6 protein-coding genes and 1 pseudogene are annotated in these 13,465 nt (G+C 73.6%); 3 read left to right on the plus strand and 4 right to left on the minus strand.

What is annotated here, in order from left to right:
• Positions 1 to 69: 69 nt before the first annotated feature.
• The 4 genes from ACSLTV_RS31320 to ACSLTV_RS31335 form a co-directional block, all read right to left on the minus strand.
• Positions 70 to 3,207, minus strand: a complete 3,138-nt coding sequence (locus ACSLTV_RS31320; RefSeq protein WP_435613327.1) for a putative bifunctional diguanylate cyclase/phosphodiesterase — start codon at positions 3,205 to 3,207, stop codon at positions 70 to 72.
• Positions 3,208 to 3,375: 168 nt separating this feature from the next.
• Complete coding sequence (gene galE / locus ACSLTV_RS31325; RefSeq protein WP_432137978.1) at positions 3,376 to 4,566, minus strand: UDP-glucose 4-epimerase GalE; 1,191 nt, start codon at positions 4,564 to 4,566, stop codon at positions 3,376 to 3,378.
• Between the two features lie 205 nt (positions 4,567 to 4,771).
• The gene (locus ACSLTV_RS31330; RefSeq protein ID WP_432137979.1) at positions 4,772 to 6,484 is read right to left on the minus strand and encodes a PucR family transcriptional regulator; all 1,713 of its coding nucleotides are present in this window, start codon (positions 6,482 to 6,484) and stop codon (positions 4,772 to 4,774) included.
• A gap of 220 nt (positions 6,485 to 6,704) precedes the next feature.
• Complete coding sequence (locus ACSLTV_RS31335) at positions 6,705 to 9,077, minus strand: ATP/GTP-binding protein (RefSeq protein ID WP_435613328.1); 2,373 nt, start codon at positions 9,075 to 9,077, stop codon at positions 6,705 to 6,707.
• 258 nt (positions 9,078 to 9,335) lie between these two features.
• On the opposite strand from ACSLTV_RS31335, the gene gabT reads away from it, so the two are divergent.
• The 3 genes and pseudogenes from gabT (at position 9,336) to ACSLTV_RS31350 (ending at position 13,460) form a co-directional block, all read left to right on the plus strand.
• A complete protein-coding gene (gene gabT / locus ACSLTV_RS31340; protein WP_432137981.1) occupies positions 9,336 to 10,670 on the plus strand; it encodes a 4-aminobutyrate--2-oxoglutarate transaminase in 1,335 nt (444 codons plus the stop codon).
• A gap of 801 nt (positions 10,671 to 11,471) precedes the next feature.
• Positions 11,472 to 11,735: pseudogene (locus ACSLTV_RS31345) on the plus strand (phosphatase PAP2 family protein); the annotation flags it as partial.
• 279 nt (positions 11,736 to 12,014) lie between these two features.
• Positions 12,015 to 13,460 carry an aldehyde dehydrogenase family protein gene (locus ACSLTV_RS31350; protein WP_432137998.1) on the plus strand — a complete coding sequence of 482 codons (1,446 nt, stop codon included), beginning with the start codon at positions 12,015 to 12,017 and terminating at the stop codon, positions 13,458 to 13,460.
• Positions 13,461 to 13,465 lie beyond the last annotated feature (5 nt).

Here is a 13,465-nt window from a genome sequence, read left to right on the forward strand (position 1 = left end):
GCCCGGGGGCCCTTGTACGCGGAGCATCCGATCAGAGCGCAGCCCCCAGAACTCCTTGGTCTGGCACGGTCACGCCCCGCCCCCCTCGGGCCGCCCGCCCCCGTCCTGCCGGCGCAGCACCTCCTCGCCCTGCTCCACCGTCATCGGCGCCGCGAACAGGTAGCCCTGCCCGAACCGGCACCCGATGCCCGTCAGCAACTCCTGCTGCGCCGACTCCTCGATGCCCTCGGCGATCACCTCGAGGCCCAGTTCGTCCGCGAGGTGGATGATTCCCTGGACGAGCGCCACCTGCCGGGTGTTGTGTGCGAGGTCGTCGATGAACGTCTTGTCGATCTTGAGTACGTCGACGGGGAGCTCTCGGAGGTAGCGCAGCGACGAGAAGCCGCTGCCGAAGTCGTCGACCGCGATGCGCACCCCCAGGTCCTTCATCTCGCCGACGAGCCTGTCGAGTTCCCGGTCGCGCCGCATGAGCACCGACTCGGTGATCTCCAGCAACAGTGCCCCGGGGGCGAGACCGGCGGCGTCGAGAGCGCCGCACACCTCGTCGAGGAACTCCGCGCCCCGCCACTGGTGGGCGGAGACGTTGACGCTGACGTACGGCGCCGCGAACCGCCGGGAGGTGTTGTGCCGCAGCCGGGCGACGTCTGCCGCCGCGTGGTGCAGTACCCAGGCGCCCAGCGGTGAGATCTGCCCGGTCTCCTCGGCGAGCGGGATGAACTGTTCCGGCGGCACCAGACCGTACCGGCTGTGCCGCCAGCGGACCAGGGCCTCGAACCCGGCGACGTCGCCCGTGGCGAGGTCCACCACCGGCTGGTAGCGCAGGGCGAACTGCCCCCTGCTCACCGCCTCGTTCAGGCGCGCCAGGAGTTCGTGCCGTTCCGCCATGCGGGTGCGCTGCTGGGGCCGGAAGCGGCGCCACTGCCGTTTCCCGGCGGCCTTGGCCGCGTACAGGGCGAGATCGGCGAGGCCCAGCAACTCGTGCGCGTCCGTGCTGTCCCGGGCCGTGGCCACGCCGACACTGGCGGAGACGTTCACCAGGTCGCCGGAGAGGTGGAAGGGCTGGCTCAGGGTCTGGATCACCTGCGCCGCGAGGAGCTCGCCGTCGAGGGACTGCTTCACGTCCTCCATCAGGACCGCGAACTCGTCGCCGCCGAGCCGGGCGGCGGTGTCGCTGCGGCGCAGCATCCTCGACAGACGCTCACCCACGGCGCACAGCAGTCGGTCGCCGACCGAGTGGCCCAAGGTGTCGTTGACGTTCTTGAAGTCGTCCAGGTCGATGAAGAGCAGACAGGTGACGGCGGGATCCCGGCGGGCGCGCAACAGGGCGCGCTCGGCCCGCTCCAGCAGCAGGGTGCGGTTGGGAAGGCCGGTCAGGGGATCGTGGAAGGCCCGCTGGGTGAGTTCGAACTCCAGCCGCCGCTGTTCTGTGACGTCCCGGAGGGTGACGACCAGACCGGCCACCGTCGTGTCGTCCCGCAGGTCGCGGCATCTGACCTCGACCTCGATGTGCTCCACCCCCTCGGCGTCCTGCGGGGCCGGCGTGACCCACCAGTGATCGTGGACTTCCTGCCGCCCGTCTTCGTCGAGGGCCTCCAGGGTGCGGTCCACCTGGCCCCGGTCCGGCGGGTCCACCAGTTCCCGCAGCCGCGTACCGGCCAGATCGGCCCGCCCGAAGACGGCACGCGCCGACGGGCTGGCATAGCGGACCGTCGTGTCCTCGTTGACGATGATGATGACGTCCGAGGCGTTGTGCACCAGGGTGCGGAAGTAGGCTTCGTTCTTGTTGCGGATGGTCTCGTTGCGCAGGGCGAGGCGTTCCGTCGCCAGGCCGGCGTGCCAGGCGAGGATCTCCAGCGCGTCGCGTATCTCGGTCAGTCGGCGCTCGGGCCCCGCTGCCACCAGCAAGTCCGCAAGCACGCCGCCCCCCGGCCCCTCGGGCTGGACCAGGGGGCACAGCAGCGCCATGGGCAGTTCCCCGAGCCGCTCGGCGAGGGCCGGGCCGAGTGCCGGGACGGGGACCATCACGTCGAGGTACCGGGCAGGCCCTGCCGGCCCGTTCCCACGCGGCCCGGCGCTCTGCACGCCGTCCCGGTCCGCGGTGCCGGCGGGGCGGAGCAGCGGGTGCAGCACGGCGGACTCCCGGGCCGGTAGCAGGACCGTCGCGTGCGGGACCTTCGGCCCGAGCAACGCACCGACCGCGGCGTCGCAGGCGCGTGCGATGTCCTGCGGCCGGGCCGCCGCTCTCAGGGCGGCGGCCGCGGTGCGCACCTCGCGTTCCCGTACGACGATCTCCCGGTGCGCGGTCACCATGGCGCCCGTTCGCAGGACCACCAGCAGGAAGAGCAGAGCGGAGAAGGCGGCCACCACCGGCGCCTCGTGCATGTTGCCGTCGAGTGCCTCGTGAGCCAGGACGGCTGGTGCGATCAGCGTGGCGCCGGCCACCAGCAGCCAGCGCCAGGGCGGCGGCAGGGACGGGGACCGGGGCTCGGACGCGGTCAGCTCCACCATCGAGGGGTGCAGCGCGGCCAGCCCGTAGGCGGTGCAGAAGACGATCCCTCCGACGCCCAGCGGTGCGGCGGCCTCCCAGCGTCCGGCGATCCGGTGGGCCCCGTAGGCGACATCGAAGCAGAGCAGGGTGAGGGTGCCCAGCACGAGCAGGTGTACGGAGCGGTTGCGGTGTGAACCCGGGCGTGAGGTGAGCAGCCGGACCAGCAGCGCCAGCACCAGGACGCCGCCCAGCGGGTAGGAGATCCTGACCGCTTCCTGCAGCCAGGTCAGGTCCTCCGGCCGGGCCAGAGGCCTCATCAGGTACGCCCACACCGGAAGGGCCAGCCCGACCGTGATGATCAGCGTGTCCAGCGTGCCGGGCAGGTCGCGGTCGGCCCAGCGGTAGCGGACCAGGCCGAAGAGGGCCGTGGCGAGGAGCGGGTAGACCGCGAGACAGGAGGCGTCCGACGGCGAGGGGAACGAATCGGGGCCGGGGGAGTACGTCAGTTGCGCGCTGCGGCAGTCGCCCGCGGTGAAGGCCAGCAGCGCGGCCGCGAGCATCCCCCACGGCCAGCCGTGCCCGGGCCGGTGGACGCGGATCCCGGTCAGGACGGCGACGACGGCTGTCAGTCCGGCGACGGCCCACAGCGGAGCACGCAGCTCCGAGAAGGTCGCGCCCAGGGCGGTCACCACACCGACCAGCGCGACACAGGTTGCCATCAGCCGATGGGGCAGCAGCAAGGCACTTGCCTCCCCTGGGCGCAGGACACCGGGGCTGCATCGGGACACCAACCGCTTCGCCCGTATCGAGCATAGAGACGACGCGCATCCACTGCATCTCGGCAGGCGGCCCCGGGCCGGGACGCGCGCTCACCGACCGCTGCTCGCCTACGGGCCGTACCACTCCTGCCTCTCCGGCCGCCGCGCGGAGCCAGCGTAGCCGTGCGGGTTGAGCCGCTGGAAGTGCCAGGCGTCACGGCACATGTCGGCGAGGTCCCGCTCGGGGCGCCAGCCCCAGGCATTCTCGATGGTGGTCGCGTCGGCGACGAGTTCGGCGACGTCTCCGGGACGGCGGGGCACGACCTCGTACGGAACGGGCCTGCCGGATGCCCGGGAGAAGGCAGAGACCACGTCGAGGACGGAACGTCCCTTCCCTGTACCGAGGTTGTACGTGTGCATGCCCGGTCCGTCGGCGAGATGGTCCAGCGCGACGCGGTGCGCCTCGACGGCGTCCATCACGTGGAGGTAGTCGCGGACCGGCGTGCCGTCGTGCGTGGGGTAGTCGTCACCGTGGACACTCAGGTGCCTGCGTCGGCCGGCGGCCACCTGAGCCACGGACGGCATCAGACTGGAGGGTGCGCCGAGGGGGTCCTCGCCGAGCAGCCCGCTGGAGTGGGCGCCGGCCGCGTTGGAGGACCGCAGGCACAGCACGGTGTACTCCGGGCAGCGACGGCAGACGTCGGCGAGGATCTGCTCGCACAGCCGCTTGGCGGCCGCGTAGGGGTTGGTGGGACGCGCGGGCGTGCCCTCCGGCAGCGGGCCGCCTCCGGCGTCGCCGTAGACGGAGCAGGAGGAGGAGTACACGAGCTGGTGCACCCCGTGGTCGTGCATGGTCCGCAGCAGGGTGGTCGTGCCGCCGACGACGGAGTCGTAGTACTGGACCGGCAACCGCGTCGACCTGTCCGTGGACGTGAGCCCGGCGAAGTGCACGACGGCGTCCACGGAGTGCCGGCCGAAGGCGGCCGACAGGGAGTTCCGGTCGCGGATGTCCAGCTCGTAGACCGCGCCGACGAAGCGGCCGGCGAGCCGTTCCACCCGGGCGAGCACCTGGGGGGTGCTGTTGGAGTAGTCGTCGACCACGATCACCTCGTAGCCGTGGTCCAGCAGTTCCACGCAGGCGTGGCTGCCGACGAAGCCGGCGCCGCCGGTGACGAGGACCGTGGACGGCGGGGCCGCGGGCGTGCGCCCGGATGGGGCGCCGCCGGGGCCCGGACCGGGCCGGGGCACCTCGTCGGCGGCGAACCGTACGAGTCGGCGTTCCTTGCCCGAGGGAGCCGAGAACTGTTCGCTGCGGGCCATGGCGAAGATGCTCTCGTGTGCGCTGGTTACGAGGTACGTTTACGACGTATCCCTCACTGTCCCCTTCCGGGGGCTCGCAGTCAAGGCCCCCGGGGGCGCGATGCCCTGTCCGGGAGCGGGCAGGGTGCGCCCGGTGATCTGCTTCCCCGCCCGCCGGGTCGCGCCGACCCCCGCCCCCCGGCACGGGCGCCGCGGCGCTCCTTCGTCACTCCGCCGAGGTGGCCTTGAGCGCCAGCCACAGCTCCATGCGTACGTCCGGGTCGTCCAGGGAGCGGCCCAGGATCTCCTCCACTCTGCGCATCCGGTAGCGCAGGGTGTGGCGGTGGACGCCCAGGTCCGCCGCCGCTGCGTCCCACTGGCCGTGCCGGGACAGCCAGGCCCGCAGCGAGGCGACCAGATCGCCGCGCCCGGTGGCGTCGTGCTCGTGCAGCGCACGCAGCAGCCCGTCCGCGAACGCCTTCACCGCGTCGTCGGCGAGCAGCGGCAGCACCGAACCGGCCGCCAGCTGCTCGTGCTCCACGCACACCCGGCCCCGGCGCCGCGCCACCGACAGCGCCTGCTCGGCCTGCTTGTAGGCCGCGGCCGCCGCGATCGGACCGGCCGGCGCCGACAGCCCGAGCACCAGTTCGGCGTCCTCGGCCGCCTCCCGCACTCCGCCGGACGCGCGCCCGGCCTCCAGGGCGGCGGCGTACTCCTGGCACGAGGTGACCGCCGAGCCCCCGTCCGCCGTGAGGACCACCAGCCGCTCCCCCTCCGGGACGACCAGCACCGCTTCCCCGGAGCGGGCGGCGGACGACTCCACCACCTCCGCCAGCCGGTCCAGCGGATCACCCGCCGGATCGCCGGCGGCCAGCGCGGCGGCCGACGGCCTGGCCGCCGTACCCCGGGGAGCGAACTCCCCGCCGCCCGCCCGGCCGCCGCCGGGGTGCGGCTGGACGTCCGCCTGCGCCCGGGCGGCCGACGCCGAGGCCGACTCGGCGACGACGATCCGGAACGGCGCGTCGAGCAACGGGCCGTACAGCTCACCGGCGACCGCCCGGGCGTGGTCCGGCTCGCCCGCGAGCAGCATGCGCAGCACGGCCGTGCCGAGCCGCTGCTCGGCCGCGCGCAACGAGCTGGAGCGCTCGGTGGTGAGGGTGAGCAGGGCGATCGCCGAGTGCACGGCGTACCGCTCGGCGGTGCCGAGGGCGGCCGCCGTACCCACCGCGAGCGCGGAGCGCGGACGCCGGCCGGTGCCGAGCGAGTGCAACTCCACGCGGTCGTCGTGGTCGGTGTGCTCCGGGCCGCCGACCACCGCCGACGCGGGCGCCGCCCGGTCCCGCAGCCGCTCCACCTCGGCCGTCAGCCGCGCCGCCCGACGGCTCGCCCACTCGGGCGCGACCGCGACGACCGCGCCCGACGCGTCGTAGAGCGCCGCCCAGCCGTCGACCTGCGCCGCGAGCGCGGTCAGAAGTCCCTCCGGGCCGGCCGTCAGCGCCTGTCGGGTCAGCTCCCGCTGGGCGGCGAAACCGGCCGTGACCGCCCGGTACTGGTCGGCCGCGATGGCCGCCGACACCGCCTTGCTGATCGCCAGGAACGGGGTGCGGCGCGGCACCTCCAGCAGCGGCAACCCCTCCTGCTCGGCCGCGTCGACCAGCGCCTTGGGGACCTCCTCGTAGTTCACCCCGACGGCGAAGCCCAGGCCGACGACACCGGCCCCGACCAGCCGGCGGACATAGCGCCGCATCGCCTCGGGGTCCTCGGCGTCCAGCTTCAGAGCGGTGATCAGCAGCAGCTCCCCGCCCTCCATGTACGGCACGGGGTCGGCGAGCTCGCTGACATGCGCCCAGCGCACGGGCACGTCGAGACGGTCCCCGCCTGCCCGCACGGTCAGTTTGAGCGCGGAGTGGTGGACGAGCGAGGCGAGGGTCGGCGGCATGGGACCTTCAGGTCGGGGGACGGGGCGGCGGGACGAGTCCCGGACCGGGGAGGCGTGCGCGTCGCGATCTTCCGAAGGCGAACCTCCGGCCGACGTCTTCCGGGCCGACGTCTCCCGGCCGTCGTCTTCCGGCCGTGACCGTCGGGTCATGATCTTTTGGCCGCCACGTATGAACGGCCTGGGTCGATTCTGCCTCACCGGAGGGGTGCGCGGCTCCCGTTCAGCCCCGCAGATCGACCAGCAGCGGCGGAGTGTGCTCACCGTCGATCCGGGTCAGCGACAGCACCGCGTGCCCGGGCGGCACCTCGTGCGCCAGCTGCGACGCCGACCAGCGCTCCCGCTCCACCTCGCGCACGGTCACCGCGTCCGTCGTCACCGCCTTGCCCGTCACCAGCTTGCGCAGCGCGTGGATGGCCCGCGTCATCGGCTGGTCGGCGAAGACGGTGTGCTTGGCGACCTCCGTGGTCTCCACCCACTCGGTGCCCCACGACTGCGCGAACCGGCTGCCGTCCCAGGTGGTCACCCCGCAGAACGCCATCCGGCAGCCCACCGCCCCGTACAGCGGACCGTGCAGCGCCTCGGGGACGTCGCCCAGGGAGCGCAGGGCGAGCAGCACGCCCGCGTTCTGGGAACGCAGCCGCTGGACGCGGCGCACCGACCCGGCGGTGACCGTACCGGTCGCGTCGTCCAGCACCAGCCCGGCGAAGTGGGCTCGCCCCGGCTCCTGGACGACCGTGTGGAACTGGGCGAGAACCAGCCGCGTGATCAGCCGGCCCGCCTCCTCGTGGCCGCGCTCGGGCAGATCGATGCGGACCCGCAGCGGGTGGTGGGCGACCGCACGCAGCGAGAACGGCCGGGCCGGGCCGCCACCGCCGAAGAAGTCCGCGAACACCGGCCGGTTCAGCAGCGCCAGCCGGTCGGCGAGCGGGCCGCCGGGGTCGCCCGCCGTGCCCGTCTGCCGGATCCGGGCGTCGAGTTCGCGCCGCATCACGTCGTCGCCGCGCGCGACGAGCGCGTCCCGCAGTCCGCCCAGGGCCGTCTCCTCGCCCTCCAGCAGTTCGCGCAGCTCCGGCAGGGTCGGGAAGCGGCCGTGCACCGCCCGGTACGGGCCGAGCAACTGGGCCAGCGCGGTGGCCGCGCTCCGGGCGCCGACCGCGTCCAGATCGCCGACCAGCGCCTCGGCGAGCAGGTCGGCCGCCTCGTCCGGATCCTGGGACTCGGCGTACGGGTCGAGATCGTGGGTGGAGGCGGGGTCGCCGATCCGGACGACCACGTCGAACGCGGCGTCCGGCCCGACCGGACGGCCGGGGGCCGACACGACGACGACCGCGCAGCGGCCGGTGAGCGCCTGCAGCGCCAGCGCCTCGGCCACCGGCTCCACGAGCGTACGGGTCTTGCCGGCCCCGGAGGGGCCGACGGCCAGCAGCGACGTCCCCAGCACCTCCGGGCCGAGCGCGGCGCCGGCGTCGTGGTACGGCCGGGGGGCGCGCTCCGCGGCCACCCATCGGCCGATCCTCACCTGGCCGGTGAGCAGGTCGTGGCGGGCGGCCCGGTGCGGCAGGTCCCGCGCGCCGGAGGGGTGCGTCCACGCCGCCCCGCGGTCGCGCAGCACCGTGTCCCGGAACACCCCGAGCCGCGCCTCCCGGCGCGCCGCCGCGAACGCGTCCTCGATCCGCACACAGTCCACGTCGTTCATCCGCCCCCCGACGACCTCCCCGGCCAACACCTCGGCTACCTCCGCCTGCCCGGCTTCGCGGAGGGCGGGCCAGCGGGAGGGGGGCGTGAGCGAGGGGCCGACGGCCGGACGGGGACCGGCAGCCCGGGCGGCACCCCACTGCTTGATCAGCGGGATCCAGTCGCCCAGGCGGGCGAAGGGATAGAGCACGCCGAGTGTGACCAGGGTCCGTACGGTGAAGGTGACCAGCGGTGACGTGGCGGTCTCCCAGCCGCCGCCGACCAGGGCGACCAGCGTGAAGACCGTCGAGGCGACCGGCAGGTGGTTGCCCTCGACGAGCGGAAACGCCCCGGGCCACACCAGGGCCAGGACGACGAGGGCGCCGGCGGCGGTGACGGCCGCGCGCCTCGGCCACGGCCAGCGCGCCAGGAAGTGCCGGACGAGGGCCGGCCAGCTGCCGAGGTAGCCCATGACACAGACGACGACGACGTAGAACAGCCGGTCGATGGTCTGCCGTGCCGCCCAGGGCTCCCACGCCGAGGGATCCTTGGGCCAGAGCGTGCCCGGGTAGAACCAGTCGTCCGGGGTGAGGATGTGGATCAGCCAGTTCTTGTACGGGAACGCCCCCTGTGCCCACAGCGTCAGCAGCACGATGCCGACGACCAGGGGGATGGCCACGCCCAGCACCGTCTCGGGCGCGAGCCTGCGGCTCGGTTCCTCCGGGGGCGGGGACGTGTACCGGAACCGCCAGATGCCCGGCCCGGCGTCCCCGCGCGGCGCGTCCAGCCACTCCGCCACCGGTGCGGCCGCTTTCGGGCGGTGCTGCGGGGGCGGGGGCACCTGGGGCGGCGGGCCGGCCGGGCGGGGGATCGCGCGGTCGGTGATGCCGCGGGTGTCCTGCGTACCGTCCCTGTCCATGGCGTGTTGCCCCCGACCAGCCGTGCCGTCCACCGTCAGCGGTCAATCTAACGCCCCGGCAAGGGGAGTTCACCGGTACACGGCCGGGGGGCGGGTGAATCGGCGTGAGGCGGTCAGGTGACGCGGGCGGTCCGGCTATGTCCACGGCGGACAACGAGCGGCAGGGAAAACGCCCACATGGAGCATGCCGACCCCTCCCACCCCGGCCTAGCCTGCGAGAACAGAAGACACGTGCCCGCAAGACCCCCAGGAGCCCGCATGACCGCCCTTCCGCAGGAGCGCCGCGTTGTCACCGCCATCCCCGGCCCCAAGTCCCAGGAGCTGCAGGCCCGCCGCGTCGCCACCGTCGCGCAGGGCGTGGGCTCGGTGCTGCCGGTGTTCACCGCGCGCGCGGGCGGCGGCATCATCGAGGACGTCGACGGCAACCGCCTGATCGACTTCGGCTCCGGCATCGCGGTGACCTCCGTCGGCGCCTCCGCCGAGGCCGTCGTGCGCCGCGCCTCCGCGCAGCTCGCCGACTTCACCCACACCTGCTTCATGGTCACCCCCTACGAGGGCTACGTGGAGGTCGCCGAGGCGCTGGCCGAGCTGACCCCGGGCGACCACGCCAAGAAGTCCGCCCTGTTCAACAGCGGCGCCGAGGCCGTCGAGAACGCCGTCAAGATCGCCCGTGCGTACACCAAGCGCCAGGCCGTCGTCGTGTTCGAGCACGGCTACCACGGCCGCACCAACCTCACCATGGCGCTGACCGCGAAGAACATGCCGTACAAGCACGGCTTCGGCCCGTTCGCCCCCGAGGTGTACCGCGTCCCGGTCGCCTACGGCTACCGCTGGCCGACCGGTGCCGAGAACGCGGGACCCGAGGCCGCCGCCCAGGCCGTCGACCAGATGACCAAGCAGGTCGGCGCCGAGAACATCGCCGCGATCATCATCGAGCCCGTCCTCGGCGAGGGCGGCTTCATCGAGCCGGCCAAGGGCTTCCTTCCGGCGATCGCGCAGTTCGCGCGCGACAACGGCATCGTCTTCGTCGCCGACGAGATCCAGTCCGGCTTCTGCCGCACCGGCCAGTGGTTCGCCTGCGAGGACGAGGGCATCGTCCCGGACCTCATCACCACCGCCAAGGGCATCGCCGGCGGTCTGCCGCTGGCCGCCGTCACCGGCCGCGCCGAGATCATGGACGCCGCTCACGCGGGCGGCCTCGGCGGCACCTACGGCGGAAACCCGGTCGCCTGCGCCGGTGCGCTCGGCGCCATCGAGACCATGAAGGAGCTCGACCTCAACGCCAGGGCGAAGAACATCGAGGCGATCATGAAGTCCCGCCTCACCGCCATGGCCGACAAGTACGACGTCATCGGCGACGTCCGGGGCCGCGGCGCCATGATCGCCATCGAGCTGGTCAAGGACCGTACGACCAAGGAGCCCCACCCGGAGGCGACCGCCGCGCTCGCCAAGGCCTGCCACGCGGAGGGCCTGCTGGTCCTGACCTGCGGCACCTACGGCAACGTGCTGCGCTTCCTGCCTCCGCTGGTGATCGGCGAGGACCTGCTGAACGAGGGCCTGGACATCATCGAGCAGGCGTTCGCGCGCATCTGAGCAGGGATGTTTCCCATCTGGGAGTCTCCGGCCGCAGAGCGTGTGAAGAACGTGTGCGAGGTACATGGCGGGTCGGGATCGGCCCTGTCGTACGGCCTGCGCCTGCCGTAGGTTCGTCAGCAGATGAGAGATACACCCCCCGCCCACAGGGCACTGTGGGCGGCACAGGCCGGGGCCTCCCCAGCTTCGACCTGGTCGTGCCCTCGCGCACAGCGGAGCCGTGAGGCTCCGGATCTCCTCACCGATCGGACGGTCGCCCGCCCCAAACCCCCCGGGGCGCGCGACGTTCCGATCCGGACGGCCACCCCGAAACCACCCCCCCTGTTCCGGGGTGGCCGGCCTCCTTCTCCTCCCTCTCCTCCTCACGACCCCGTCGCCGTGGCCGGCAACGGGGTCGTCCCGCGTTCCTGACAAGCTGGATCCATGACGACCAGTCCGCCTGCGCGGAATCCCGGGGGGTCGACGCCCACACCGGTGCCGACGCCGGTGCCGACGCCGACGCCCACGCCGGGGCAGGCCCGACCGCGCGTCCTGCTGCCGGCCGTGTTGTCCGGCCTGCCCGCCCTCCTCTTCGCGCTGTTCACCTGGCAGGTGCTCGTCGACGGACCGCTGCTGGACCTGGACGCCCGGCTCAGCGGTGCACTGGTCCACGCCGACCGGGCCTCGGAACTCCTCTCCGACCTCGGGGGAGTGCCGGTCGCCGTCCCGGTGCTGGTTCTCGTCGCGGCATGGGCCGGGTTCCGGGGCCGCGCCGCGGCCCTTTCGCGCTGGTGGCTGCCGCCCCTCGCCGGGCTCGCCCTCATGGCGCTGGTGCCGCTGCTCGTCGTCCCGGTCAAGGAGTGGACCGACCGTCCGGCGACGCCGGTCGAACCGCCCGCCACCGGGTACTTCCCGTCCGGCCACACCGCGACCGCGGGCATCGCCTACGGAGCCGCCACCCTCCTGCTGTTGCCCTGGCTGTCCACCGCCCGCGCCCGTCGCCTGACCGCCGCCACCGCCGGCCTCCTCGTCCTCGCCGTCTCGTACGGCCTCGTCCGGCGCGGCTACCACTGGCCCCTGGACGTGGTGGCCTCCTGGTGCCTGTGCGCCACCCTGCTCCTGGCGCTGCGGTGGCTGCTGCACCGGGCCGTACCGCACCCGGCCGAGTCCCCGGCCCCCGGGCCCCGCCCCGCGTCCGGCGCCGGCGAACCCCGGGTCGTTCGAGTTCCGGGAACCGATGTCCAAACCGTAGTGGACCTGGGCCGCACTCCTACGGACCGGACAAACGCCGGGTCGTCGTCCCGCGCCTACCGTGGAGCCGAAAGCCACAGCACACCCCCAACGCGGAAGGGCCGGGACTCCCTTATGACTTCCACCCACGCCTTCTGGCTCGCCGGCCGCCAGGCCACCGGCGAGGAGAGCTTCGACGTGACGTCCCCCTGGGACGGCCGTCTCGTCGGTACGGTCAGCGTGCCGACCGACGCGCAGGTCGAGGAGGCGGTGGCCGCCGCGTACGCGGTGCGGGACGAGTTCGCCGCCACCCCGGCCCACGTCCGCGCCGCCGCCCTGGACCACGTCAGCCGGCGCCTCGCCGAGCGCACCGAGGAGATCGCCCTGCTGATCTCCGCCGAGAACGGCAAGCCGGTGAAGTGGGCGCGCGGTGAGGTCGGCCGGGCCGTCTCCGTTTTCCGGTTCGCGGCCGAGGAGGCCCGGCGGTTCAACGGCGGCGAGGCACAGCGCCTCGACACCGACGCCGGCGGGCAGGGCCGGCTCGGCCTGACCCGGCGCTTCCCCAAGGGCGTCGTGCTCGGTATCGCGCCGTTCAACTTCCCGCTGAACCTGTGCGCCCACAAGGTCGCCCCGGCCATCGCCGTCGGAGCGCCGATCATCCTCAAGCCGGCGCCCGCCACCCCGCTGTCCGGCCTGATCCTCGGCGAGCTGCTGGCCGAGACGGAGCTGCCGGCCGGCTCCTGGAGCGTGCTGACGGTCGCCAACGACAAGATGCCCGCCCTGGTCCAGGACGAGCGGCTGCCGGTGATCTCCTTCACCGGCTCCGACAAGGTCGGCTACGCGATCATGGACTCGGTGCCGCGCAAGCACCTCACCCTGGAGCTGGGCGGCAACGCCGCCGCCGTCGTGCTCGGCGACTGGGCGAGCGACGCCGACCTCGACTGGGCGGCCGGCCGGATCGCCACCTTCTCCAACTACCAGGGCGGCCAGTCCTGCATCTCGGTGCAGCGCGTGATCGCCGACGCCTCGGTGTACGACCGGCTGCTGCCGCGCATCGTCGCCGCTGTCGAGGCACAGGTCACCGGCGACCCGTCCGACGCCGCCACCGACGTCGGCCCGCTGGTCAGCGAGGACGCCGCCCAGCGCGTGGAGTCGTGGGTGAGGGAGGCGGTCGACGCCGGCGCGACCCTGCTCACCGGCGGCAAGCGCGACGGCGCCACCTATGCCCCGACCGTTCTCACCGACGTGCCGGCCGACGCCACCCTCGCCTGCGAGGAGGTCTTCGGCCCGGTCCTGACCGTGCAGAGGACCGACGGTGAGGCCGAGGCGTTCGCCGCCGTCAACGACTCCAAGTACGGCCTGCAGGCCGGCGTGTTCACCCACGACCTCCAGACCGCCTTCCGCGCCCACCGCGCGCTGGAGGTCGGCGGCGTGGTCATCGGCGACGTGCCGTCCTACCGCGCCGACCAGATGCCGTACGGCGGCGCCAAGCAGTCCGGCGTCGGCCGTGAGGGCGTCCGCTACGCGATGGACGACTACACCTACGAGCGGGTCCTGGTCCTCACCGGGCTCGCCCTCTAGACACC

The sequence above is a fragment of the Streptomyces sp. bgisy159 genome (genome assembly GCF_965341775.1).
GTDB lineage: Bacteria > Actinomycetota > Actinomycetes > Streptomycetales > Streptomycetaceae > Streptomyces.

Bases quoted from the DNA above. Each gene is read 5' to 3' on its own strand.
- gabT (WP_432137981.1), top strand. From the start codon at position 9,336: ATGACCGCCCTTCCGCAGGAGCGCCGCGTTGTCACCGCCATCCCCGGC.
- ACSLTV_RS31350 (WP_432137998.1), top strand. From the start codon at position 12,015: ATGACTTCCACCCACGCCTTCTGGCTCGCCGGCCGCCAGGCCACCGGC.
- ACSLTV_RS31320 (WP_435613327.1), bottom strand. From the start codon at position 3,207: ATGGCAACCTGTGTCGCGCTGGTCGGTGTGGTGACCGCCCTGGGCGCG.
- ACSLTV_RS31335 (WP_435613328.1), bottom strand. From the start codon at position 9,077: ATGGACAGGGACGGTACGCAGGACACCCGCGGCATCACCGACCGCGCG.
- ACSLTV_RS31330 (WP_432137979.1), bottom strand. From the start codon at position 6,484: ATGCCGCCGACCCTCGCCTCGCTCGTCCACCACTCCGCGCTCAAACTG.
- galE (WP_432137978.1), bottom strand. From the start codon at position 4,566: ATGGCCCGCAGCGAACAGTTCTCGGCTCCCTCGGGCAAGGAACGCCGA.